General features: G+C 64.1%; 22 protein-coding genes. 7 read left to right on the top strand and 15 right to left on the bottom strand.

From position 1 onward, the window contains the following. Window positions 1-43 precede the first annotated feature (43 nt). Both AKL02_RS04375 and AKL02_RS04370 read right to left on the bottom strand, forming a co-directional pair. On the bottom strand, window positions 44-1,375 hold the full coding sequence (locus tag AKL02_RS04375) for an extracellular solute-binding protein (RefSeq protein ID WP_078539960.1): 1,332 nt from the start codon (window positions 1,373-1,375) through the stop codon (window positions 44-46). Between the two features lie 239 nt (window positions 1,376-1,614). Next, a complete protein-coding gene (locus tag AKL02_RS04370) occupies window positions 1,615-2,340 on the bottom strand; it encodes a TetR/AcrR family transcriptional regulator (RefSeq protein WP_198453251.1) in 726 nt (241 codons plus the stop codon). 178 nt (window positions 2,341-2,518) lie between these two features. Here AKL02_RS04370 and AKL02_RS04365 point away from each other — a divergent pair, with 178 nt between their 5' ends. Beyond that, window positions 2,519-2,830 carry an NIPSNAP family protein gene (locus tag AKL02_RS04365; protein ID WP_078519919.1) on the top strand — a complete coding sequence of 104 codons (312 nt, stop codon included), beginning with the start codon at window positions 2,519-2,521 and terminating at the stop codon, window positions 2,828-2,830. 17 nt (window positions 2,831-2,847) lie between these two features. Then, window positions 2,848-3,429, top strand: coding sequence for a nucleotidyltransferase family protein (locus tag AKL02_RS04360; RefSeq protein ID WP_165757005.1), 582 nt, complete (start codon window positions 2,848-2,850; stop codon window positions 3,427-3,429). A gap of 138 nt (window positions 3,430-3,567) precedes the next feature. Here the strand turns inward: AKL02_RS04360 and AKL02_RS04355 are convergent, their stop codons facing one another. The 7 genes from AKL02_RS04355 to AKL02_RS04325 form a co-directional block, all read right to left on the bottom strand. Continuing rightward, window positions 3,568-4,656: a tartrate dehydrogenase gene (locus tag AKL02_RS04355; RefSeq protein WP_083078742.1), complete on the bottom strand. Its 1,089-nt coding sequence runs from the start codon at window positions 4,654-4,656 to the stop codon at window positions 3,568-3,570. Window positions 4,657-4,663: 7 nt separating this feature from the next. Beyond that, window positions 4,664-5,506 (bottom strand): SDR family NAD(P)-dependent oxidoreductase, encoded by an 843-nt coding sequence (locus AKL02_RS04350; protein WP_083078739.1) that lies wholly within the window; start codon window positions 5,504-5,506, stop codon window positions 4,664-4,666. A 43-nt stretch (window positions 5,507-5,549) separates the two neighbouring features. Beyond that, window positions 5,550-6,575, bottom strand: coding sequence for a LacI family DNA-binding transcriptional regulator (locus AKL02_RS04345; RefSeq protein WP_083078737.1), 1,026 nt, complete (start codon window positions 6,573-6,575; stop codon window positions 5,550-5,552). A gap of 122 nt (window positions 6,576-6,697) precedes the next feature. After that, entirely contained in the window at window positions 6,698-7,591 is an 894-nt protein-coding gene (locus tag AKL02_RS04340) for an NAD-dependent epimerase/dehydratase family protein (protein WP_078545721.1), read from the bottom strand. Window positions 7,592-7,637: 46 nt separating this feature from the next. Next, the gene (locus AKL02_RS04335) at window positions 7,638-9,140 is read right to left on the bottom strand and encodes a sugar ABC transporter ATP-binding protein (RefSeq protein WP_078539965.1); all 1,503 of its coding nucleotides are present in this window, start codon (window positions 9,138-9,140) and stop codon (window positions 7,638-7,640) included. A 65-nt stretch (window positions 9,141-9,205) separates the two neighbouring features. After that, entirely contained in the window at window positions 9,206-10,138 is a 933-nt protein-coding gene (locus AKL02_RS04330) for a sugar-binding protein (protein WP_078519926.1), read from the bottom strand. A gap of 167 nt (window positions 10,139-10,305) precedes the next feature. Continuing rightward, window positions 10,306-11,268: an ABC transporter permease gene (locus AKL02_RS04325; RefSeq protein WP_075776414.1), complete on the bottom strand. Its 963-nt coding sequence runs from the start codon at window positions 11,266-11,268 to the stop codon at window positions 10,306-10,308. A 431-nt stretch (window positions 11,269-11,699) separates the two neighbouring features. Here AKL02_RS04325 and AKL02_RS04320 point away from each other — a divergent pair, with 431 nt between their 5' ends. Next, window positions 11,700-12,383 carry an aspartate/glutamate racemase family protein gene (locus AKL02_RS04320; RefSeq protein WP_083078734.1) on the top strand — a complete coding sequence of 228 codons (684 nt, stop codon included), beginning with the start codon at window positions 11,700-11,702 and terminating at the stop codon, window positions 12,381-12,383. Window positions 12,384-12,423: 40 nt separating this feature from the next. Continuing rightward, the gene (locus tag AKL02_RS04315; protein WP_083078731.1) at window positions 12,424-13,479 is read left to right on the top strand and encodes an aldo/keto reductase; all 1,056 of its coding nucleotides are present in this window, start codon (window positions 12,424-12,426) and stop codon (window positions 13,477-13,479) included. 19 nt (window positions 13,480-13,498) lie between these two features. On the opposite strand, the gene otnI is transcribed toward AKL02_RS04315, so the two are convergent. Together otnI and ltnD are read right to left on the bottom strand one after the other, a co-directional pair. Continuing rightward, window positions 13,499-14,269 (bottom strand): 2-oxo-tetronate isomerase, encoded by a 771-nt coding sequence (otnI, locus tag AKL02_RS04310; protein ID WP_083078719.1) that lies wholly within the window; start codon window positions 14,267-14,269, stop codon window positions 13,499-13,501. A gap of 3 nt (window positions 14,270-14,272) precedes the next feature. Continuing rightward, window positions 14,273-15,199 (bottom strand): L-threonate dehydrogenase, encoded by a 927-nt coding sequence (gene ltnD / locus AKL02_RS04305; RefSeq protein ID WP_083078716.1) that lies wholly within the window; start codon window positions 15,197-15,199, stop codon window positions 14,273-14,275. 198 nt (window positions 15,200-15,397) lie between these two features. Here ltnD and otnK point away from each other — a divergent pair, with 198 nt between their 5' ends. Genes otnK through AKL02_RS04290 form a run of 3 tightly spaced genes read left to right on the top strand, consistent with a single transcriptional unit; the run spans window position 15,398 to window position 18,239 of the window. Further along, window positions 15,398-16,675: a 3-oxo-tetronate kinase gene (gene otnK, locus AKL02_RS04300; RefSeq protein WP_083078714.1), complete on the top strand. Its 1,278-nt coding sequence runs from the start codon at window positions 15,398-15,400 to the stop codon at window positions 16,673-16,675. After that, window positions 16,668-17,306, top strand: coding sequence for a 3-oxo-tetronate 4-phosphate decarboxylase (gene otnC / locus AKL02_RS04295; RefSeq protein ID WP_078519932.1), 639 nt, complete (start codon window positions 16,668-16,670; stop codon window positions 17,304-17,306). The genes otnK and otnC overlap by 8 nt, the downstream gene beginning before the upstream one ends. 39 nt (window positions 17,307-17,345) lie before the next feature. After that, window positions 17,346-18,239, top strand: a complete 894-nt coding sequence (locus AKL02_RS04290; protein ID WP_078569684.1) for an NAD(P)-dependent oxidoreductase — start codon at window positions 17,346-17,348, stop codon at window positions 18,237-18,239. 157 nt (window positions 18,240-18,396) lie between these two features. Here the strand turns inward: AKL02_RS04290 and AKL02_RS04285 are convergent, their stop codons facing one another. From AKL02_RS04285 to AKL02_RS04270, 4 genes are read right to left on the bottom strand one after another with little or no spacing between them, the layout of a single operon-like run. Then, on the bottom strand, window positions 18,397-19,467 hold the full coding sequence (locus tag AKL02_RS04285; protein ID WP_083078711.1) for an ABC transporter ATP-binding protein: 1,071 nt from the start codon (window positions 19,465-19,467) through the stop codon (window positions 18,397-18,399). Window position 19,468: 1 nt separating this feature from the next. Next, the gene (locus AKL02_RS04280; protein ID WP_083078708.1) at window positions 19,469-20,461 is read right to left on the bottom strand and encodes a glycoside hydrolase family protein; all 993 of its coding nucleotides are present in this window, start codon (window positions 20,459-20,461) and stop codon (window positions 19,469-19,471) included. Between the two features lie 6 nt (window positions 20,462-20,467). Next, a complete protein-coding gene (locus AKL02_RS04275; protein WP_078519936.1) occupies window positions 20,468-21,346 on the bottom strand; it encodes a carbohydrate ABC transporter permease in 879 nt (292 codons plus the stop codon). Window position 21,347: 1 nt separating this feature from the next. Further along, window positions 21,348-22,415 carry a carbohydrate ABC transporter permease gene (locus tag AKL02_RS04270; protein ID WP_083078706.1) on the bottom strand — a complete coding sequence of 356 codons (1,068 nt, stop codon included), beginning with the start codon at window positions 22,413-22,415 and terminating at the stop codon, window positions 21,348-21,350. Between the last annotated feature and the right edge of the window lie 25 nt (window positions 22,416-22,440).

Raw genomic sequence — 22,440 nt, 5'->3', positions numbered from 1 at the left:
CCCGACAGGCGGCGGGCCTTTTAGAAAGGCCCGCCGCACCTGCTCAGTAGCTGTCCTTCAGCTCGTTCCACAGATCGGCAGATTTCTTGACCGCTCCGGCCGGATCGACATTGCCGAGGATGGCCGATTGCCAGGCCGACCCGTTGGTGTCGTTCCACTCGCCGAACCACGGGGTGACCGTGTCCTTCTTGCGAGCGAGCGCCTGCTGAGCCTGAATCATGTCGACATCGCCATAGGAGTCGTAGGCCGCGCGGATCTCGGGATCCTCGAACAGCGGCTTCACGCCGAACCCGGCGCCGATATCGAGGAACAGGAGCTTCTGGAACGTGTAGGCGCCATCCGCCTTGCCGCCGAACCATTCGATCAGCTTCGCGGCATTCTCGGCGCGCGCCTTGTCTTGTGCAGCCTGCGCCGACATGCCGTGGAAACGCATCCAACCGACCGTCGCGTGAGAGCCGTTGGCGCCTTTCGGCATCATCGCCTGCTTCACATTGCCCGCGATCTGCGACTGCTCGGGATCGTTGAGCATCCGCAGACGGTATTTCGCGACCATCGCGAAGGCGTGGTTGCCCGCCGCGAAGGATTTCAGGCCAGCCAGTTCGCCGGTCTCGACACAGGCGGGCGAGACGATCTCGTGCTTGTTGACCGCATCGACGACCCAGCTCAGCGCCTCTACAGCCCCCTCTTTCGGGTCCTGCATCACGGCCATGCCGTTGTCGTCGACCAGACGGCCACCATGCGAATAGACCAGCGTCGAGATGAACTCGATCAGCCAGCTTTCCTGCGCCATCGCGAGCATCATCGGATAGTCGGCAATGCCCTTCTCTTTCATGACGAGCGACTGCTCGACCAGCTCGTCCCAGGTTTCCGGCGGAGCGTCGAAGCCGGCTTCCTTGAGCTTCGCCTCGTCATAGAAGAAGGCCATGTAGTCGGTGTAATAGGTCAGGCCGTACTGACGACCGCCATAGGTCATGGAGTCGGTGCAGAAATCCTCGGCCTCGGCGTTGTATTTCATCAGGCTGTCGAACTCGTCGACCGGAGCGATCCAGCCGGCTTCGGCCCATTCGGGCAGCCAGGAATCCGACACCCACATCGCATCGAGCGGCGCACCGCCCACGAATTTCGCGACCATGCCCTCGCGGTACTGGGCCCAGGGCGAGTTGCCGTAATTGACCGGGATCCCGGTTTCCTTGGTGAAGGCGCTGAGGTGGCTCTGCACGGTGTCGACCGCCGCCGACCAGGTGTGCATCGTCAGCGCGGCCGTTTCGGCCTTCGCCGGACGAACCAGACCCGGCGCCATCAGCGCCCCTGCGCCCGCCGCCGAGTAGCGGAGGAAATCCCGGCGCCCGAGACGGCGCGTCTTATCCTTGAGCATCTTTCGATTCCTTTTGCATGGCCGCCTCAGCCCGAGCCCGTTCAAAGCCCAACCTGCAGCAAGCCGTCCCTGTTGATCTTGTTTATGGGAACCGACGCTATTGGCGATTTATTTATTCGTCAACTGACGACAAACGAAAAAGTGAGGATTTCCCTTCCGCAACGGAAATCGCACAAAATTTCAGCGCCTGCGGAAGCCTCCGCAGGCGAAATCAGGGAAAATGTAGCGGATTGCAGCGCTCAGCGGCCGCTGCACACCTCGACCATGTCTTCGAATCCCGCGAGGAACACGCGGACATGCATCGTTACCACCTGGTCTTCGGAGAGCGACAGGCTGCTTTGATAGATATGGCGTCGAATCGCGTAGTGAGAGATCGCACCGTGCAGCGTCCACGCCATTTCGCGGAGCAATGCGGGATCTTCCGGCAGCTCTACGCCCCGCTCATGCGCCACTTCGCGCATCACGGTCTCCAGCAACTGCATGACGATCGCTGCGATGTAGTCAGGCGCCATATTCGCCTCGGCCAGCGAGGCATAAAGGAACAATCGCAACCACTTCCGGGTCAAGGTAGACTGAAGATAGTCGCGATAGAATGCGTCGAGGCGCACGGCCATGGGCTGCGAACGATCCTGAAGCTCAACGAACCAGACGGCCTTGAAAGCACCAAGAATTTCTCGGTTATAGACCTCTTTGAGCAAGTCTTCCTTGGTCGGAAAGAAGCGATAGAGAAGACGCTGGGAGATGCCGCATTTCTCCGCCAGCTGCCGCGTCTGCCCCGCAAGCCCGTTCTCCGCAAAGAACTCGGTGGCGACGTCCAAAATCTGGGCACGACGCTCATTGAACGGCATGCGCACAGCGCCTTGCGGCGAGCCGGGCTTATTTCCGGCGCCGTTCGTTTTGGACGAACCTTCAGTCATTTTTGGCTTGGCCTGCACGTTTTCCCCTTGGCACCCCTTGTTGTTCATTCCGACGCCGGACGCAACGACTTCAGCTCCCTACATTAGCCCATTCCGCGCGAAGGCAAAGTATCTTTTCGTCACTTGACGACTTATGTGTTGCGAAAACCTGAAGTTTGGTCGTAGCTTCGGCGCATGACGGGACGTCAGTGCCCGCGATTTTCTGCCATTCACGCCGGAGTCCAACATGATCTACGAACAAAGAACCTACCGCATCACCCCCGGGAAGGCGCCCGAGTTCCTCAAGCTCTATGAAGCCGAGGGTCTGCACATCATCACCCAATATGCGAAGCTTGCCGGATGCTGGGTCAGCGACAGCGGCGTGCTCAACGCGGTCACCTTCCTCTGGGCCTATGAGGATTACGGCCACCGCAGCGCGCAACGCGCCAAGCTGGGCGCAGACCCGGAATGGCAGGCTTTCGTGCCCAAGATCCTGCCTTATCTCGTGCATCAGGAAAGCATCTTCCTGCAGCCCGCGGCCTTCTCGCCGCTCGACTGATCCGGGCGCGGGCCACCATGCGCACGCTTGGCATCCTCCTCGCCGCCGGCGCCTCGCGTCGGTTCGGCGCTCAGGATAAGCTGCTTGCCGACTGGAACGGCGCCCCTTTGGTGCTGGCAGCGGCGCGCGCGCTCGAGGCGTCGGGATGCGATGCGCTCGTGGCGATCGTCTCTTCCGAGAGGGTCGCCGTTTCTCTCCCGCCGTCGTTCAAGGTGCATCACGTGGCACCGGGCCTGCCGCTCTCCGAGAGCTGGCGAGCGGCGCGCGGCGTCGCAACGAGCCGCCGGGCAGAACGTGCGCTGTTTATGCTGGGCGACACGCCTTTCGTTTCAACCGACACGCTCCGCGCCTTGGTGAATAGCGACGGCGGCAGCCGCGCCTGCACCTTCAACGGTATCCCGATGCCGCCAGCGCTTCTGACCGCGCACGACTTGAGACACGCACCCGATCAGGACGAAGATCAAGGTGCCCGGGAGCTGTTGCGCGCCCTGCCGCGTAAGTCGCTCATCCCCCTTTCAGCCGAAGAGGCGAGTGACATCGACACGCCCGAAGACCTCCGCCATCGTGGGGTTGGCCTCAAGCGTGAGGATCGCGCCTGACCCTTTCTCCAGGGCGCGCATTGTCGGGATACCGATCTTGGCGCGGCACGCGAGTTCGGCTTGCGTAGGTCCGCATCCCATGCGCCCGGCTCTCAAGACCGACAAAAGACGACAGCGTCCAACGCCCGTCCGTAATTTTCAGCTTTTCGTCCCGATCTCATCGAGCGCGCGGCAGAGCCGTTCCGTCACCTGCTCGGTGCTGGCTGTGCCGCCGAGGTCGCGCGGGCGACTCTCGGGATCGGCTGTCACGACCTCGATCGCGCGCATCATCTGCGCCTCGGCCTCAGTCTCTCCCAGATGCCCCAGCATCATCGAAGCACTCCAGAAGGTGCCGATGGGATTGGCGACGCCCTTGCCGGTGATATCGAAGGCCGAGCCATGGATCGGCTCGAACATCGACGGCGCGGCGCGTTCGGGATTGAGGTTGGCTGTGGGGGCGATGCCGATCGACCCTGCGAGCGCCGCCGCCAGATCCGAGAGGATGTCGGCGTGAAGGTTCGTTGCGACGATCGTGTCGAGCGAACGCGGATCGAGCGTCATGCGCACGGTCATCGCGTCGACCAGCATCCGATCCCATGTCACGTCGGGAAACTCGCGCGCGACCTCTGCGGCGATCTCGTCCCATAGCACCAGCCCGTAGCGCTGCGCGTTGGATTTCGTCACCACCGTCAGACGCTTACGTGGGCGCGCCTGGGCCTGCGAGAAGGCCACGCGCATGATGCGCTCGACGCCGGTGCGGGTGAAGATGGCGGTCTCGGTGGCGACCTCGTGCGGCTGGCCGCGATGGCTGCGCCCGCCCTGCCCCGCATATTCGCCCTCGGAGTTCTCGCGCACGATCAGCCAGTCCAGATCGTCCGGACCGACACCGGCAAGCGGGCTCGACAGGCCCGGCAAGATCCGGGTGGGCCGTAGGTTCGCATATTGATCGAGCCCCTGACAGATCGCGAGGCGCAGCCCCCAGAGCGTCAGGTGATCGGGCACGTCCGGAGCGCCGACCGCGCCGAAAAGGATCGAGTCATAGGTTCGCAGTGCATCGACCCCGTCTGCGGGCATGAAAGTGCCCTCGCGCTGAAAGCGTTTCGAGCCCCAGTCGAAGCGGTCGACCTCGAGCCGGAACGCGTTGGTCTGGCGGCTCAGGTGGTCAAGCGCTGTCAATGCGGCGTCGACCACCTCTGGCCCGATCCCGTCGCCGGGGATGGCCGCGATACGATGAACCCGGGTCGTCATGGGCGCATCACTTCTTGAGCCACGCCTTGAAGGCGTCACCGTAATCGGGATGCCAGCGCGACAAGGGCGGGCGGTTCTCGGTGATGTCGCCCGCTGCCCAGAGGATGCGCTTCACATCCGTTGCGCGATCCACGTCGTTGTCTGGGCACAGAATGTAGAAATCGCCGCGCTCGATCGAGTCGAAGAGGAACTCCACGACCTGCTCGGGCGTCCATGCATCGGCGGGTTTCTCGGTGCGCCCGCCCGCAGTGAGCGGCGTGTAGACGAAGCCCGGGATAAACAGCCGCGCCTCGACCTTGCAGTCCGCGCGATTGCGCAGCTCGTGCTGAAGCGCCTCGGTAAAGGCCTTCACGCCGACTTTCGACACGTTATAGGCCGGATCGCCCGGAGGCGTGGTGATCCCCTGCTTGGAGCCGGTATTGACGATCAGCCCCGGCGCGCCCGACGCAATCATGCGCGGCGCAAAAATCTGGCTGCCCCGGATGATGCCACCCATATTCACGTCGAGGATGCGGTCCCAGTTGCCTTCCGCATCGAAGATCGAGCTGCCGGGCTGCATGCCCGCATTGTTCATCAGCAGATTGACCGGCCCGAAATGCGCCCAGACCTCATCAGCGAGCGCCGTGATCTGCGCCCGGTCCGAGACATCGGTGGCCTGCGTCATTACGTCAGCCGCCGCCGCACCCGCAGCGATCAGGGCGTCGTAGGCGGCTTCGAGGGCCGCCCCCGGCAGATCGGCGATGCAGACACGCATCCCCAGCCCGGCGAGGTGGCGGGCGGCGGCGAGACCGATACCCGAGGCCCCTCCGGTGACGACTGCGACATTGCCTTTGGCGAGAGCGGGATGCATGGGATTTCTCCTTTTTTCGTTCGGTGTCCGAGCTCGACGCGCCTCAGGCGGTTGCGCCGGCGAAGACCTCGAAATCAGTGTCGATGATGGTGGGTGTCGACGGGCGCTCGGGCGAGGCCAGAACCTCCTCGATCGCCTTCTTGCCGATGAGATAGCGGTTCGAGCGGACGGTCGAGAGCGGCTGGGGCAGCTCCTTGCCGATATCGAGACCGTTGAAGCCGAATATGGCGAATTGGTCGGGCAGGCTGATGCCTTCGGCAAGGCAGTGGAAGACGCCGCCCACGGCCATGTCGTCGTTGGAATAGACCGCGACGTCGATCTGCGGGGCCGACGCACGCAGGCGCGCGGTCTGCTCCCGGCCCGTCCCGACCGAGCTGGGTCCGTCGTCGATCGCATGCGCCTCGACCGACAGGCCGGATTCCGCGAGCGCCTCGCACAGCCCGTCATAGCGCAGCCGCGCCCGGCGGTCGGCGTTCCAGTCATGGCCGACATAGCCGAAATGGCGGTAGCCGCGCGAGATCAGGTGGCGACCGATCGCGTGGCCCGCGCGGCGGTGCGAGGTGCCCACCGCGATGTCGATCGGCGTGCTGTCGATATCCATCATCTCGACGACGCGGATGTCGCTTTGCTCGAGCATCTTGCGGGTGGCGTCGGTGTGGTCGAACCCGGCGAGCAGGATCGCGGCGGGTTTCCAGCTGAGAATGCCGCGCACGACGGCCTCTTCGCGGTCGACATTGTAATCCGTGGTCGAGATCACCGGCTGCAGGTCGCTTCCTTCGAGCCCGGCATGGACGCCCTGCAGAACCTCCGGGAACACGATGTTGGAGAGCGACGGGATGACGACGCCCACGAGGAAGGAGTCGAGCGAGGCCAGCGAGCCCGCGATGCGGTTGGGGACGTAGCCCATCGCGCGGACCGTCTCCATGACCTTCTCGCGGGTGGACTCGGCGACGAGCCCCTTGTTGCGCATGATCCGCGAAACCGTCGACTCGCTGACATTGGCACGGCGCGCGACCTCGCGCACCGTGATCTTGCTTTTGCGGTCAGGCAATCGCTGTTTGGTCCCCATGACGCTTTCCTCCAATTCCTTTCGGGCAAGCCCGAGTCAATGACCCAGAAATGCACCTAGCGGCAGCGTTTTCATAGGCCATACGTGCATGGGCGCTAAAAACATCGCGGGGACCGTGGCGATCATACCTCCACGTATTTGCGCCACGGATGCGCTTCCTTGAAGCCCAGAACCTCGCGCGCCTTGCGGTTCGAAATCGGCGCCTCGTCGGCGCCCATCTCGCGGGTGATCGGCGTGTTCGGGCAGTATTTCTTCAAGAACTCGGTGGTCGGCATATCGGCGGTGATCGTGTCGTTGACCGCGTTGAACACCTGATAGCCCAGCCCGTCCTTCTCGATGCACAGATGCACGATCTCACCCAGGTCGCGGGCGTCGATATAGCTCCAGGCGTTGCGCTTGCGGCTCATCGGGTCCTTAAGGAAGCCTTTGAACATGCCGTATTCATCCGGCTCGATCACGTTGCCGATGCGCAGCGCATAGATATCCGCGCCGTAGCGGGCGGCGAAAGCGCGGGCGGTCTTTTCGTTGCAGACCTTGGAGAGCCCGTAGCTGTCCATCGGATCGCTGTCGTAATCTTCCTCGAGCGGGAAGGAGTGGAAATCCTTGTCGCCCTCGGCGAAGCACACGCCGTAGGTCGTCTCGGACGAGGCGATGATCACCTTGCGCACGCCGAGCTTCATTGCCGCCTCGAGCACATTGTAGGTGCTCATGACATTGGCCTGATAGGTCACGTTGTCGGGCTCGATCAGCACGCGCGGGATCGCGGCGAAATGCACGATCGCATCGGGCGGCGAAGGCGGCGCGCCCTTCTCGAACCCGCCGAAGTCGTGGTGGGTGGTCAGCGCGTTGAACACGGCGCCGCTGTCGGTCACATCGGTGATCAGCGTGTTGACGCCGGGCAGGTCGAGCGGCTTGAGGTCGACGTTGAGCACATCGTAGCCCTTGCTCAGCAGATGCGGCACCGCATGACGCCCAGCCTTGCCGGTTCCGCCTGTAAATACTACGCGCTTGGTCATTTCAGTCTCCGTTTCGTTCATTCACATTTGGTTCGACGGGACGGCCTCAGCCGGTCGCCGCCAGCATCACGCTCTCCTGCGTGGCGTTCTCTCGGGTCAGTTCACCGCTGATCTTCCCCTCCTTCAGCACGATCACACGGTCGCTGATCGCAAGGATCTCCGGCAGGTCCGAAGAGACCACGATGATCGACATGCCCTCCTCGGCCATCTTGCCCAGCAACGTGTGGACCTCGGCCTTCGCGCCGATGTCGATCCCGCGCGTCGGTTCGTCGACGATCAGGATCTGCGGGCGGCGCGCGGCCCATTTCGCCAAGACGACCTTCTGCTGGTTGCCGCCCGACAGGTTGAGCACCTTCTGCTCGGGCGACGGCGTTTTGATGCCCAGCGCGCGGATGTAATCCGCACAGGCCGCGGTTTCCTTGCGACGGTTCACGAAGTCGAGGCTGCAATAGTCACTCAGATGCGTCAGCGAGAAATTCTCGCGCACCGACATGCCGAGGACAAGCCCGCGCGACTGCCGATCCTCGGTCACAAATCCGAGCCCATGCTCGATCGCGTCCGAGGGCGAGGAAATCCGCGCCGGTTTGCCGTTGATCGAAATCTCGCCGCTATGGGGGCGGCTGCCGAAGATCATCTCCATCACTTCGGTCCGCCCGGCGCCGACCAGACCGAAGAAGCCCAGCACCTCGCCGCGACGCAGGTCGAAATCGACGTCGCGCACGAAGACGCCTTCGTCCTTCACGCGCTTCTCGGTGAGATTGCGCACCGACATCAGAACCTCGTCGGTCGCATGGGAGATGTGATGACCGAAGAGCTGATCGAGCTCGCGATCCACCATCAGGCGCACCAGCAGGTCGCTCGTCATCTCGGACACGGGCCGAGTGTCCACCGTGCGCCCGTCGCGCAGCACGGTGACGCGGTCGGCGATCTCGAAGATTTCCTCGAGCTTGTGCGAAATGAAGACGATGCCGACACCCTGCGCGGCCAGCTTGCGCGACATGCGCAACAGTGTCGATGCCTCGTGGTGGCTGAGCGACGCGGTCGGCTCGTCCATGATGATGAGCTTGGAATTGTAGGAGATGGCACGCGCGATCTCGATCAGCTGCCTCTGGCCGATCGAAAGCGTGCCGACCATCGCTTCGGGATCGATTTCCACGCCAAGCTCGTGCAGCACCGCGCGGGTGTCCGCATTCATCTTGGTGCGGTCGATCAGGCCCGTGGGCAATAGCGGCTCGCGCGCGAGAAAGACGTTCTCGGCGACGGTGAGATTATTCACCACCGCGAGTTCCTGGTAGATGATCGAGATGCCGAGCGACCGGGCATGGACCGGGTTCTTGATGACGACGGGTTCGCCCTCGACCCGGATCTCGCCGCCCGGATCCGCGCGCAGCACGCCGGTCATGATCTTCATCAGGGTGCTCTTGCCGGCGCCGTTCTCGCCCGCCAGCACATGCACCTCTCCGGAATTGAGATGCAGGTCGACGTGGTCCAGCGCCTTCACCCCGGGAAAGGTCTTGGAAATGCCGATCATTTCGAGAAACGGTTTCATCGCGGCCTCTGGCTGAAGAATGTCGGGCGGGGCCGCGTTTGGCCCCGCCCAGGTCTTGTCGGAGATTACTTGGTGTAGCTGTCGAGGTTGTCGGCAGTCACAACGGTCACACCGGTGTCGATGTTCTGCGGGTCGGTCTCTTCACCCTTGATCTGGGCCACGAGATGCTCGACCGCGAGCTTGCCCATCGTGATCGGGCGCTGCACCATGATGCCGTCGATGAAGCCTTCCTTCACGCCTTTGATCGTGTCGGGCAGATCGTCGAAGGCAAAGACCTTCAGCTGGCCTTTCTTATCCGCGAATTCCTGCTGCGCGAGAACCTTCGCCACGGCCGGGCCACCGACCTGGCTGATGCCGAAGATGCCCGAGAGGTTCGGGTTGGCGCGCAGGAGCGCCTCGGTCACCGACACGGCGCGCGCGAGGTCATCCTCGGTGCCTTCGGTCGCGACCAGCTTGATGTCGGGATAGTCCGCCAGCGCTTCCTTCACGCCGTCGATCCGCTCGTTCAGGTTCGAGGCGCCGAGCTGACCGGTGACGATCGCCACCTCACCCTTGCCACCGAGCGCTTCCGCCATGGATTTGCCCATGGTCACGCCAGCCTGCTTGTTGATCGTGCCGATATACATGCTGCGCGAGCTGTTGGCGCTGTCACTGTCGAAGGTGACGACCTTGATGCCCGCATCGGTGGCCTGCTTGATGATGCCTTCGACCGATTTCGGCTCGTTGACCGAGATCCCGATCCCGTCGACATGGCGTGCCATCAGGTCCTCGATGATCTTGACCTGCGTCGAACCTTGCGTGTTCGCGGGCACAACCCACTGATACTTCACGCCCAGTTCATTGGCCGCTTCCGCGCCACCGGTGTTGCAGTCGTCGAAGAACGGAACGGCCACTTTCGGCACGAGCGCCACGGTGATGTCCTGAGCATAGGACGCTGCCGTCCCCATACCGGTTGCCAGGGCCAGAACCGCAGCGGCGGCTTTCATTGCAATACGCATCTTGTCTCCTCCTCCGGACCCAACCAACCGCGGCGGGCCCCTGTTGTTGATGCAGTTTCGGTTTCACGCCCCGCACCGGGGCATTCTTCGTCCGGATCTCGCGCCGCTCTCTCCTCTTCGAGACGCGGTCCGGCTTCTTGATCTTGTTCCTTCCCGGACGGCGCGGCTCAGCCGCGCCCGCCCATCCGATTGCGCAGCACGTCCAGGCTGACCGCGATCAGGATCACGCCGCCGGTAATAGCCTGCTGGGCATAGGTGTTGATGTTGAGCAGCACGACGCCGTTGGCGATCTCGCCGATCAGGGCCGCCCCGATGACCGCGCCGAGCACCGAGCCGATACCGCCCGCGAGGCTCGCCCCGCCGATTGCGGCCGCAGCGATCACTTCAAGTTCCGAGCCGAAGCCCGAGGCCGGCTCTGCCGAAAGATAGCGCGAGAAGGCGATGACGCCGGCCAGCGCGGAAATCGTCGAGGACAGAACATAGACCGCGAGCTTGACGCGCTGGACCTTCACCCCGCTCAGACGCGCCGCGTTCTCGTTGCCGCCCGTGGCGTAGACATGCCGACCGAAGCGGGTCCGGGTCATGATAACCGTGAAGATGAGCGTCAGCACGAGCAGGATGACCACCGGCACCGGCACCGGGCCGACATAGCCCTGCCCCAGAAAGCTGAAGCTCTCGGGCGTCTCCGGGGTCAGCGGCACGCCGTGGGTGATCATGTACATAAGGCCGCGCCCGATACTCAGCGTGCCGAGCGTCGCGATGAAGGGCGGCAAGCCGATCGCGGTGATCAGCAACCCGTTGGTCAGCCCGAAGGCAAGCCCGACACCGAGCCCCGCAGCCACCGCCGCATATTGCGAATAGCCCGCGTCGAAACAGAGTGCCGTGATCAGACCGGCAAGCCCCATCGCGGAGCCAACCGAAAGGTCGATCCCGCCCGTGATGATGACCATCACCATGCCGATGCTCATGATGGCCGTCAGCGAGAATGCCCGCGACACGCCCATCAGGTTCGACACGGTCAGGAAATACGGTGTGAACAGGCTGATCAGCAGCCCCATCAGGATCAACGCGATCAGAACGTTGAATTCACGCATGTGACGCAGTTGAAGCAATTGATGCAGGACTCGCATGGATTTCCTTTCCGATGGCGTGACCGAATTTTCCGACAGTGCCAAAACGCCCCTCCCTTCTCCGCATCCCCGACGTTCCACTCGCCCATCCCGGAACCGATCTCGTCGGTGAGGGGCTGGCGGGTCGGACGGGGATACGCCCGAAAATGCTAGCGCTGCCATTCCTCCGGTGACAGCGCTGTCATATTGCGAACTGCAAAGACGACTTGTCAATCAGCAAATAACAAAAACTTGTCTCAGGACAGGTGTCGGAACGACGCGCCCTCCCCGGCGGAACGTAGTTCCGACCCCCGCCAAAGCGTTTCAAACAAGGGTCTTGAGACATTCCGGCTTGTCATCGAGCCGGGTCCGTGGTGATACTCGCAAAACATGACAGCGCTGTCATCGCCAACGGGGCGAAAGCACCCAGACCGCAGCAAAGGAGCCCGCCGATGACCGACGAAAGCTACGAATCACCCCGCCCTCTGGCGATGATCCACACCGTCGCCGGACTGATCCCGGAACTCGAAGGTCTGGCGCAGGAGCACCTGCCCGACTGGAAAGTGTTCAACATGCTCGACGAGAGCCTTCTGCGCCTGACGATCCGCGAGGGATCGGTCAGCCCGATGACGGCGCGACGCCTGACGGGCATGATCTGGTCGGCGGTCGATGCGGGGGCCGAAGCCGTGCTCGTGACCTGCTCCAGCCTCGGCGGCGCGGTCGAACGTATCGCACCGCTCTGCCCCGTCCCGCTGATCCGTATCGACGAGGGAATGGCGCAGGAGGCCGTCGCAAAAGGCCGCCGCATAGGCGTGCTCGCAACCCTGCAATCGACCCTGACACCCACCGTCGAACTGGTCGAACGCGTCAGCCGCGAGGCCGGGGCGGACAGCACCATCACGAGCGAGGTCGTCGAAGGCGCCTTCGAGACGCTGCAATCGGGCGACCGGGAGGGGCACGACGCGCGGGTGGCCGAAGGCATCGCCCGGCTCTCCCGCGAAAACGACGTGGTGGTTCTGGCACAGGCCTCGATGGCGCGCGCGCTCGAGCGGCTCGAACCGAGCGCGGATGACCCGCCGGTTCTGACCAGCCCGACGCTGGGCATCGCCCACGCAGCAAAACGTCTGGCGCGCTGATCGCGCCTGAGGAAACGATACTCAAGAGGAGGAGATATCCATGAAATACAGACCCCTAGGACGATCGGGACTCAAGGTCTCGGTGCTCACGATGGGCACGTTCACCTTCGGCGGCGCAGGCGCCTTCAAGGCCGTCGGCGCCCAAGGCGTCAGCGAAGCGCGCAAGCTGGTCGATACCTGCATCGACGCCGGTATCAACCTCTACGACACCGCGAACATGTACTCGACCGGCCTCTCGGAAGAGATCCTTGGCGAAGTGCTCGACGGTCGGCGCGACGACGTGCTGATCTCCTCCAAGGCGCGGATGCGGATCGCCGACGGCCCCAACGACGAGGGCTTCTCGCGCTATCACCTGATCCGCGAATGCGAACGCTCGCTCAAGCGGCTGCGCACCGACCACATCGACATCTACCACATGCATGAATGGGACGGCGTGACCCCGATGGAGGAGATGGTCTCGGCGCTCGACACGCTCGTGCAACAGGGCAAGGTCCGCTACATCGCCTGCTCGAATTTCTCGGGCTGGCACATCATGAAGGCGCTCGGCGTCAGCGACCGGAGCCTGCGCGAGCGCTTCGTGGCCCAGCAGATCCACTACACGCTCGAGGCCCGCGAGGCGGAATACGAATTGCTGCCGATCTCGGTCGATCAGGGGCTTGGCGTGCTGGTCTGGAGCCCGCTCGCCGCCGGTCTCCTCTCGGGCAAGCATCGCCGCGGCAAGGACACCCCGGAAGGCTCGCGTCAGTTCGCAGGCTGGACCGAGCCGCCGATCCGCGACGAAGAGAAGCTGTGGAACATCGTCGACACGCTGGTCGAGATCGGCGACGCGCATGGGGTCTCTGCCGCGCAGGTCGCGCTAGCATGGCTGCTGACGCGTCCTGCAGTCAGCACGCTCGTCATCGGCGGACGCAATGAACAGCAGTTCCGCGACAATTTCCGCGCCGTGGATCTGGAGCTGAGCGAGGACGAGCTGAAGCGCCTGCACGAGGTCAGCAAACTGCCCGTGATCTATCCCTACTGGCACCAGCAGCAATTCGCCTCGGACCGGTTCAGCTCGGGCGACTGGGCGCTGCATCGCGATTACATCGAAAGCTGATGAGGGGCGCGCCTTCGTCTCAGGCGAAGGCGCGCATCCACCCGAGGCCGTCCTCGGTCCGGCCCGCCGGGCGATATTCGCAGCCCACGAACCCCTCATAGCCCAGCGCGTCCAGCTCATGCAGGATGCGCGTATCGTCGAGCTCACCGGTTCCGGGCTCATGCCGATCCGGTACCGCAGCGATCTGCACATGCCCGATGATCGGCGCCATCTCCCGCAGCCCCATCAGCACGTCACCGTGCAGGATCTGGCGGTGATAGATGTCGAATTGCAGCTTGAGATTGGGCAGCCCCAGCTCCGCGATCAGATCGGCGGCGAAGCTGAAATCATCCAGAAAATACCCCGGCATGTCGCGCGTGTTGATCGGCTCGATCACCACGTCGCGCCCCTGCGCCCCGGCGGCATCGCAGACCCGCCGCAGCGAGTCGCGATAGGCCTGCCGCGCTGCCGTATCTTGGCGTGACGCAAGCCCGCTCATCACATGGACCCGCCCTACCCCGGTCGCCTCGGCATAGCGCAGCGCGGTATCGATCGAGGCCCGGAATTCCTCTCCGCGCTCTGGCAGAGCCGCCAGCCCGCGATCGCCTGCCTCCCAGTTGCCGGGCGGCAGATTGAAGAGCGCCTGCGTCAGCCCGTGCTCATGCAGCCGCTCCGCAATCGCCTCGGGCGGGTGGTCGTAGGGAAAGAGATATTCGACCGCATCGAAGCCTGCCTTTTTCGCCGCAGCGAAGCGGTCGAGAAAATCGTGCTCGGTGAACATCATCGTCAGGTTGGCGGCAAATTTCGGCATCGCTCAGCCCTCGCTCGCGGGGTTTGCGGTGGGCAATTCGAGACCTGCGATATCTGCCAGCATCCGCGCCACCGAGGCATCGTCATCGCGCCCCATTCCGGCCGCCGCCGTCATGACGAACATCTGCATGGCCGTGCTTGCAATCGGCGTCGGGAATTTCATGTCCCGCCCAATATCCGCCACGATCCCGAGGTCCTTGGTGAAGATATCCACCGCACTGCGCGGGCTGTAATCGCCCTCGAGCACATGCGGCACCCGGTTCTCGAACATCCAGGAATTGCCCGCCGAGGCGGTGATCACCTCGTAGACCTTCTCCAGATCCAGATCCATCGCCTTGGCGAATGTGATCGCCTCGCAGGCCGCCGCGATATGCACCCCGGCCAGAAGCTGATTGACCACCTTGAAGGCCGCGCCCGTGCCCGCCTCCTCGCCCAACTCGTAGACCTTGGCCGCGACGCTATCGAGCGCCGGACGGATGCGCGCAAAGGTCGCAGACGGGCCCGAGCCCATGATCGTCAATTCACCGCTGGCCGCGCGTACGGCGCCGCCGCTGATCGGCGTGTCGAGATACTCCACGCCGACCTCGGCGCAGCGCTTGGCGAAGACGCTCGCCAGATCGGGCGCCATCGTGGCGCAGGACATCACGACGCCGCCTTTGGACATGGTCGCGACGGCGCCGCCCGGTCCGAAAAGCACCTGCTCTGTCTGGTCGGCATTGACGACCACGGCAATCACCAGATCCGCATCTTGCGCACCCGTCGCAGGGTCAGCCGCAACCGCGCCGCCAAGCGCCGCGAAGCGCTCCATCGCATCGGCATTCACATCGACGCCCGTCACCGCGAACCCGTCTCGCAGCAAGCTCTCGGCCATGCCGAAGCCCATCGATCCCAGACCGATGACACAGACCTTCGTCTCTTGGGGTGACTTCATGCGGAATACCTCTCAATCGCCGATTTCTAGTCTCACTCCGCCCCCTCCCAGCGTCCATCTTGCGCTTGCATTGCTGGAATGATAGCGTTGTCATTACATCGTTAGCCCGAGCCGCAACGGCTTGGCAAGGGCTATGTGAAATCGCCGCCCCGAGCCGTCGGGGCGATCGGCGATCTGTGGACCGAGGGAGGAATTTCCATGCTGATCGGAGCGGTCGCCGACGATATTACCGGCGCCACTGACCTGTGCCTGATGCTGTCACGCAGCGGGTTGAAGACGCGGCAGGTCATCGGCCTGCCGGGGCCGCAAATGGACCTTTCGGGCGCCGATGCGGTGGTGGTCGCGCTGAAGTCGCGCACCATTCCGGCAGCCGACGCGGTCGAGATGTCGCTGCAGGCCGCGAAGGCCCTGCGCGCAGCTGGGGCGCAGCGCCTGATGTTCAAGTATTGCTCGACCTTCGACTCCACCGACGAAGGCAATATCGGGCCCGTCACCGAGGCCCTGATGGAGTTCACCGGCGCGACCCTGACCATCGCCTGCCCCGCCTTCCCGGCGACCGGGCGCACGGTCTACAAGGGGCACCTTTTCGTGGGCGATCGTCTGCTGTCGGAAAGCCCGCTGAAAGACCACCCGCTCACCCCGATGCGCGACCCCGATCTGGTGCGGGTTCTGGGGCGGCAGACGGCGCTGAAAGTGGGCTCCATCGACGTCACGACGATCCGGCAGGGAGAGGCCGCGCTGCGCAAAGCGCTCGAGGCCGCACGTGCCGCTGGCACCCGCATCGTCGTCACCGACACGATCGACGAATCGGATCTGATGACGCTCGGCGCGGCCTGCGCGGAGATGCCGCTGATCACGGGCGGCTCGGGTATCGGTCTGGGTCTGGCCGCAGCGCTTCGCGACCAGAGCGACGCGCATAGCGCCCCGGATCGGATGCCAGCGCCGGAGGGCCGCTGCGCGATCCTCGCGGGCTCCTGCTCGGTCGCGACCCGTGGCCAGATCGCGGCGGCGCAAGCGGCAGGCCTGCCGAGCCGCGCGCTCGACGTGGAGGCGCTGACCGAAGGCCGACAGAGCGCGGATGAGATCGCCGACTGGGCCATCGCGCAGCCCGCCGACAGCACGCCCCTGATCTATTCCAGCGCCGATCCCGCGCAGCTCAGCAAAATCCAGTCCCGTCTGGGCCGTGACGCCTCCGGCGCGCTGGTCGAAGACACGCTGGCCGCGGTCGCCGAACGCCTGCGCGACGCCGGCTTCACCCGAATGCTCATCGCGGGCGGCGAGACGTCGGGCGCGGTGACGACGGCGCTCGGCGTGCGCCTGCTCGACATCGGCCCCGAGATCGACCCCGGCGTTCCGTGGACGATGAGCCTGTCCGGCCCGCGCCTCGCGCTCGCGCTAAAGTCGGGCAATTTCGGCGCCGAGGATTTCTTCCTCAAGGCGTGGGACCTGCTGGAGCCGGAGGCCGAACATGTCTGACGAAACGCGTCTGCGCGACCAGATCTGCACCATCGGGCGCTCGCTCTTCGACCGCGGCCTGACCGCAGGGTCTTCGGGCAATATCTCGGCGCGGCTGCCCGATGGCGGCTGGCTGATGACACCCACCAATGCCTCGCTCGGCACGCTCGACCCGGCTCGAATCTCGCTCTTCGACCGGGACGGCAACTTCGTCTCGGGCGACAAGCCGACCAAGGAATCTTTCCTGCATTTCGCGATGTATGACGAGCGTCAGGAGGCGGGCGCGGTGATCCACCTGCACTCGACCCATTCGACGGCCGTCTCGATCCTGCGCGACATCGACCCCGAGGACGTGCTGCCGCCGCTGACCGCCTATCACGTGATGCGCGTGGGCAAGCTGCCGCTGGTCCCCTACTACGCGCCGGGCGATCCCGAACTGGCCGAGGCCGTGCGCTCGCTCGCCAGCGCGCATCACTCGGTGCTGCTGGCCAATCACGGCCCCGTCGTTGCGGGCACCAGCCTGTCGAACGCGCAATATGCCGCAGAAGAGCTGGAGGAGACCTCCAAGCTGTTCCTCGCGCTGCAAGGCCACGCGATCCGCCCGCTCACCCAGTCGCAGGTCGCGGACCTGCGCAAGCGCTTCAATCTCTGACCCGATTTTCACGACCTACCGACCCAAGCGGAGTACCCAATGACTAAGACCCAGGAAACCATCGGCTTCATCGGCACCGGCCTGATGGGCCACGGCATGGCCAAGAACATCGTCGAGAAAGGCTATCCGCTGACCGTGATCGCCCACCGCAACCGCAAGCCGATCGAGGACCTGGTCTCGCGCGGGGCGACCGAGGCATCGTCCTACGAAGACCTCGCCGCCCGTTCGTCGATCATCTTCCTGTGCCTCACCGGCGCGCCGGAAGCCGCCGAGGCGGTCGCGAAGCTGACCCCGGGCCTGAAAGAAGGCAGCGTGATCATTGATTGCTCGACCGGCGAGCCGACCATGACGATGAAGCTCGCACAGGACATGGAGGCGATCGGCGTCGCCTATGCCGATGCGCCGCTCAGCCGCACCCCGAAAGAGGCTTGGGAAGGTACGCTCGATTGCATGGTCGGCGCCGATGAAGAGCTGTTCGCGCGCATCGAACCGGTCATCGACACCTGGGCGGGCAAGATCGTGCGCGTGGGCAGTCTGGGCGACGGCCACCGTATGAAGCTGCTCAACAACTTCATCTCTCTCGGCTATGCCGCGCTTTATTCCGAAGCCCTCGCGCTGTCGCGCAAGGTGGGCATTCCGATCGAGCAGTTCGACAAGGTGATCCGGGGCGGCCGGATGGATTGCGGCTTCTACCAGACCTTCATGGGCTACGCGCTCGAGGGCAACCGCGAGGCGCACAAGTTCACCCTCGCCAATGCCTACAAGGATCTGCGCTATGTCGAGACGATGGCCAATGCCGCCACCGTCGCGACCCCGCTCGCCAGCACGGCCAAAAACGCCTTCGCGATGGCGATGGCGACCGGTGGCGACGGCTCTGAAGATTACGTGCCGCATCTCGCGGATTTCGTAGCACGCGCGAACGGGCTCGACTGAGCCCACGCACCTCCCGAAAGCGACGTTTCAGCCCGGCCAGAAATGGTCGGGCTGAGCATTTATCGGCTCCGCCTGAGGGGGCCGTTTTGAGTGCTCGTGCATGGCCGACCTCAGGTCCATCGGGAGGATGGGCTCAGGGGCCGATGGGTGCCACCCCTCACTCGTCGGGGTGGAACAGATGCGTCCGGGCGGGGTCGAAAGCCAGATCGATCCGTTCGCCGCGTTCGAATTGCTTGTCCTCGCTGAAGGCGGCGATCAGGCTCGTGCCGTCCGCCATCGCCAGATCGACGACCGTTTCACTGCCCAGCCGTTCGACGAGCGATACCTGACCGTGCAGGACGCCCTCATCGGGCGTGCTGGGGGTGACGTATTGCGGGCGCAGGCCCAGCAGGGCGGTGTCGCCGGGGGCGAACTTACGACCGCGCACGGGCACGACGATCGGGTCCATGGAATGCCGCGCGACCTTGGCGTTTTCGCTGTCGGCCTCTAGGATTTCGACCTCGAGGAAATTCATCGACGGCGCGCCGAGGAAGCCTGCGACGAAGCGGTTGGCTGGGTTGTGATAGAGCTCCATCGGCGAGCCCGACTGCATCACCAGCCCGTCGCGCAGCACCACGATCTTGTCGGCGAGCGTCATCGCCTCGACCTGATCGTGGGTGACGTAGATCATCGTCGCGCCCAGCTGCTTGTGGAGCTTGCCGATCTCCATGCGCATGTCCATCCGAAGCGCCGCATCGAGGTTCGAGAGCGGCTCGTCGAAGAGGAAGACCGAGGGGTTGCGGGTGATCGCGCGCCCGATCGCGACACGCTGGCGCTGGCCGCCCGAGAGCTGGCTGGGGCGACGGTCGAGCAGATGCTCCATCTGCAGGATCTCGGCGGCGCGCTGCACCTTCTCCGCCTTCTCGGCCTTCGAGGCGCCCGAGATGGTGAGGCCGAAGGCCATGTTTTCGCGCACGCTCATATGCGGGAAGATCGCGTAGCTCTGGAACACCATCGCCACGCCGCGTTCGCGGGGCTGAACGTCATTGACGCGCTCGCCGTCGATCTCCAGCGTGCCGCCCGAGATGTCCTCGAGCCCGGCGATCATCCGCAGCAGCGTGGATTTCCCGCAGCCCGAGGGGCCTACGAAAACGCAGAACTCGCCATCGGCCACGTCGATATCGACGCCGCGGATGACCTCATGCGCACCATAGTTCTTGCGCAGACCGCGCAGCTTGATGTCTGCCATGTCACTTCCCTCCCTGCTCGGCATCCGGGTCGATGTGCAGATAACCCTCCGCGTCCACGAGAACGGGCTCCGGGTCCCGGATCTGGCCGACGAAATGGTCGTGGCCGTTGTCGTCGAACCCCATGATCACCAGACCCTCGGCGGTCTTGAGGATGCGTGCGGCATAGCGCCGGCACGGGTTTGCGCCATCGAGGAAGCCGGGGGCGATCCGCCACGGCCCGCGCGGGTCGTCTGCGATCAGGTAGTGGTTGCCGGTCACCGGGGTCATGCCGGTTTCCGCGATGCGCGCACGGCTCCAATGCTCGGCGGCGGTGCAGAACAGGCAATACCAGCGCCCGTTCTCCTCGAAGACCTGCGGCACTTCGAGCTGACCGAACCCGCCGACGAAGACCGGCGGCTGGAGGTCCCAGTGGATCAGGTCGGGCGAGGTGGCGAAGCCGATGGCCCCGGCCGCGTTCGCCTCTTCGATGCCGGGGGCGCGGGCGGTGAAATACATCAGCCAGCCGTCGCCTGCCGGGTCGCGCATCACCCAAGGGTCGCGCATCGCCCGGTCGTGCCAGTGACCGACCATGTGTTCGGCCTCGTACTGCGCGGCATTGGGGCCGGTCAGGTCGAGGCAGAGCCCGTCGCCCACGCGGTCCCAGTTGTGCATGTCGTGCGAGGTCGCGTGGCCGATGCGCTGATAGAGCCCGCCTTCGGATTGCCGACCGCCCGTGTAAAACAAGTGCCACAGCCCGTCATCGTCGCGCAGCACCGAGCCGGTCCAGGTGACCAGATCGTCCCAGGCCGGGGCCGGAGCCGGGGCCAGCGACGTCCCCAGATGCTGCCAGCTTATCAGGTCGTCCGAGACCGCGTGGCCCTGGCTGACGTTGAAGTGGCGCAGGTCCGGATCGCCGAGCGACTTGTCGGCCTTGAGGAACCAGGCATGCCAGCGTTCGCCGTCATGGGCATACCAGCTGTCCCAGACCCATTGCTTGTCGAGTGCGAGAACCATGTCGGATTATCCTTTCACGCCGGTAGAGGCGATGGAGGCGATGAACGCCTTTTGAAGCACGAGATAGAAGGCGAGAACCGGCACCGTGATCAGCGTCAGGTAAGCCATGATCTCCCCCCAGGCGGGGTTGAGTTGGAAGAAATACTGCAGGCCGACCATCACCGGGCGATACTGCTCTTGTTGCACTACGATCAGCGGCCAGAGATACTGGTTGTACATGATCAGGAATTTCAGGATCGCGGCGGTCGCGATTACGGGCCCCGAGAGCGGGATCACCACGCGGCGATAGATCTGGAACCAGCTTGCGCCCTCGACGCGGGCCGCTTCGATCAGCTCGCCGGGCAGGCCTTTGAAATACTGCACGAAGAGGAAGATCGTCAGCCCGTCCGCGATCCACGGGATGATCTGCACGCGGTAGCTGTCGAGCCAGCCCCAGCTGAGCCCGTCCAGCCCCAGCCAGGGCAGTTTCGACACTTCCAGCAGAAGCGGGATCGCGATCGTCTCGAACGGCACGATGAAGGTCGCGAGAATGATCGAGAGCATCACGTCGCGCCCGCGCCATTGCAGGAAGACAAAGGAGAACCCGGCGAGGGAACAGATCACCAGCGACAGCAGCACCGTCGTCCCGGTCACGAAGATCGAGTTGAAGACGAAGAGCCCGACCGGGGCGCGCTCGAAGGCGCCGGTGTAATTGTCGAGGCTGAGCTGGCCCACCGGCAGGAAGGCGCGCAGGCTCGAGGTGTCGCGCAGCAGCTCGTCGCTGGGCTTGAAGCTCGACATCACCATGAACAGCAGCGGCAGGACGAAGATCAGCGCGATCAGGATCAGCACGAGATAGCGCACACCCAGCCGCAGATTGCGGTTATCGGAACCAATGACACTCATTTCAGCGCTCCCTCGTCAGCCAGCGTTGGATCATCGAAATCACCAGAACGATCAGGAACAGGATCACCGAGATCGCCGAGCCGCCCGCGATGTTCTGCATTCCGTAGCCGCGTTGCACGGCCTGGAAGACCAGCGTCTGGGTGGAGTCGAGCGGACCGCCCTTCGTCATGACGTCGATCTGGGCGAAGATCGCGAAGGCCTGCATTGTGATCACGATCAGCACGAGCACCGCGGTGTGGCGCAGCGCCGGCCAGGTGACATAGCGGAAAGTCTGCCATTTCGACGAGCCTTCGATCGCTGCGGCCTCGTAAAGCGTGGGCGGGATCGTCTGAAGCCCGGAGAGCCAGATCACCATGTGGAAGCCCACCGCCTGCCAGATCGACATCGTGATGATCGCGCCAAGCGCGGTATGAGGATTGCCCAGCCAGTCGACGGGTTGGAAATGCCCGAAGCTCAGGAAGGACAGCATGTTGTTCAAGAGCCCGTTCTGTCCCGAATAGATGAAACGCCAGAGCAGCGAGACGACGACGATCGAGACGACCACGGGCATGAAATAGATGGTGCGGAAAATCGTGATCCCGCGCAGTTTCTGATTGATCAGCAGTGCGAGACCCAGCGCGATCGCGGCCTGGATCGGTGCAACCATCAGCACGAAAATGCAGGTGTTGAGCAGCGCTTTCCAGAAGACGACGTCGCTTGCGATCACCACATGCGCCGTGTCGCCCGAGACCCAGCGGAACCATTCCTGCATGCCGTGATATTGCGGCGTGTCGGGGTTGCGCGTGATGGAGCGCAGGCGGGGAAATTCGGCCTGCCCATCGGCATCGGTGACGGTCTTGCCCGCGCTATCGGTCTTGGCCTGAAGGTCGACCACCGCGATGTTGAGCATTTCCCGGTAGTTCTCGAGGCCGACGAAACGCGTGGCATTGGGCGAGATCAGCCGCTGGTTGGTCAGCGAGAAGCCAACGCCCAGAAAGAAAGGCGTGATGATGAAGGCGAGGATAAGCACGATGCCCGGCAGGGCAAAGGCCCATCCCGCCCGATTGGCGGAAGTCAGTGACGAGCGCATGGCGCGGTCTCCCGGTCTGAAGTTG

This window comes from Thioclava electrotropha, from assembly GCF_002085925.2.
Classification (GTDB): domain Bacteria; phylum Pseudomonadota; class Alphaproteobacteria; order Rhodobacterales; family Rhodobacteraceae; genus Thioclava; species Thioclava electrotropha.
The sequence above is the reverse complement of the archived record's forward strand: the minus strand, read 5'-3'. Positions and strand labels throughout refer to the sequence as shown.

Coding starts and splice junctions, on each gene's coding strand:
- AKL02_RS04375 (WP_078539960.1), bottom strand. CDS start 1,375: ATGCTCAAGGATAAGACGCGCCGTCTCGGGCGCCGGGATTTCCTCCGC.
- AKL02_RS04370 (WP_198453251.1), bottom strand. CDS start 2,340: ATGAACAACAAGGGGTGCCAAGGGGAAAACGTGCAGGCCAAGCCAAAA.
- AKL02_RS04365 (WP_078519919.1), top strand. CDS start 2,519: ATGATCTACGAACAAAGAACCTACCGCATCACCCCCGGGAAGGCGCCC.
- AKL02_RS04360 (WP_165757005.1), top strand. CDS start 2,848: ATGCGCACGCTTGGCATCCTCCTCGCCGCCGGCGCCTCGCGTCGGTTC.
- AKL02_RS04355 (WP_083078742.1), bottom strand. CDS start 4,656: ATGACGACCCGGGTTCATCGTATCGCGGCCATCCCCGGCGACGGGATC.
- AKL02_RS04350 (WP_083078739.1), bottom strand. CDS start 5,506: ATGCATCCCGCTCTCGCCAAAGGCAATGTCGCAGTCGTCACCGGAGGG.
- AKL02_RS04345 (WP_083078737.1), bottom strand. CDS start 6,575: ATGGGGACCAAACAGCGATTGCCTGACCGCAAAAGCAAGATCACGGTG.
- AKL02_RS04340 (WP_078545721.1), bottom strand. CDS start 7,591: ATGACCAAGCGCGTAGTATTTACAGGCGGAACCGGCAAGGCTGGGCGT.
- AKL02_RS04335 (WP_078539965.1), bottom strand. CDS start 9,140: ATGAAACCGTTTCTCGAAATGATCGGCATTTCCAAGACCTTTCCCGGG.
- AKL02_RS04330 (WP_078519926.1), bottom strand. CDS start 10,138: ATGCGTATTGCAATGAAAGCCGCCGCTGCGGTTCTGGCCCTGGCAACC.
- AKL02_RS04325 (WP_075776414.1), bottom strand. CDS start 11,268: ATGCGAGTCCTGCATCAATTGCTTCAACTGCGTCACATGCGTGAATTC.
- AKL02_RS04320 (WP_083078734.1), top strand. CDS start 11,700: ATGACCGACGAAAGCTACGAATCACCCCGCCCTCTGGCGATGATCCAC.
- AKL02_RS04315 (WP_083078731.1), top strand. CDS start 12,424: ATGAAATACAGACCCCTAGGACGATCGGGACTCAAGGTCTCGGTGCTC.
- otnI (WP_083078719.1), bottom strand. CDS start 14,269: ATGCCGAAATTTGCCGCCAACCTGACGATGATGTTCACCGAGCACGAT.
- ltnD (WP_083078716.1), bottom strand. CDS start 15,199: ATGAAGTCACCCCAAGAGACGAAGGTCTGTGTCATCGGTCTGGGATCG.
- otnK (WP_083078714.1), top strand. CDS start 15,398: ATGCTGATCGGAGCGGTCGCCGACGATATTACCGGCGCCACTGACCTG.
- otnC (WP_078519932.1), top strand. CDS start 16,668: ATGTCTGACGAAACGCGTCTGCGCGACCAGATCTGCACCATCGGGCGC.
- AKL02_RS04290 (WP_078569684.1), top strand. CDS start 17,346: ATGACTAAGACCCAGGAAACCATCGGCTTCATCGGCACCGGCCTGATG.
- AKL02_RS04285 (WP_083078711.1), bottom strand. CDS start 19,467: ATGGCAGACATCAAGCTGCGCGGTCTGCGCAAGAACTATGGTGCGCAT.
- AKL02_RS04280 (WP_083078708.1), bottom strand. CDS start 20,461: ATGGTTCTCGCACTCGACAAGCAATGGGTCTGGGACAGCTGGTATGCC.
- AKL02_RS04275 (WP_078519936.1), bottom strand. CDS start 21,346: ATGAGTGTCATTGGTTCCGATAACCGCAATCTGCGGCTGGGTGTGCGC.
- AKL02_RS04270 (WP_083078706.1), bottom strand. CDS start 22,415: ATGCGCTCGTCACTGACTTCCGCCAATCGGGCGGGATGGGCCTTTGCC.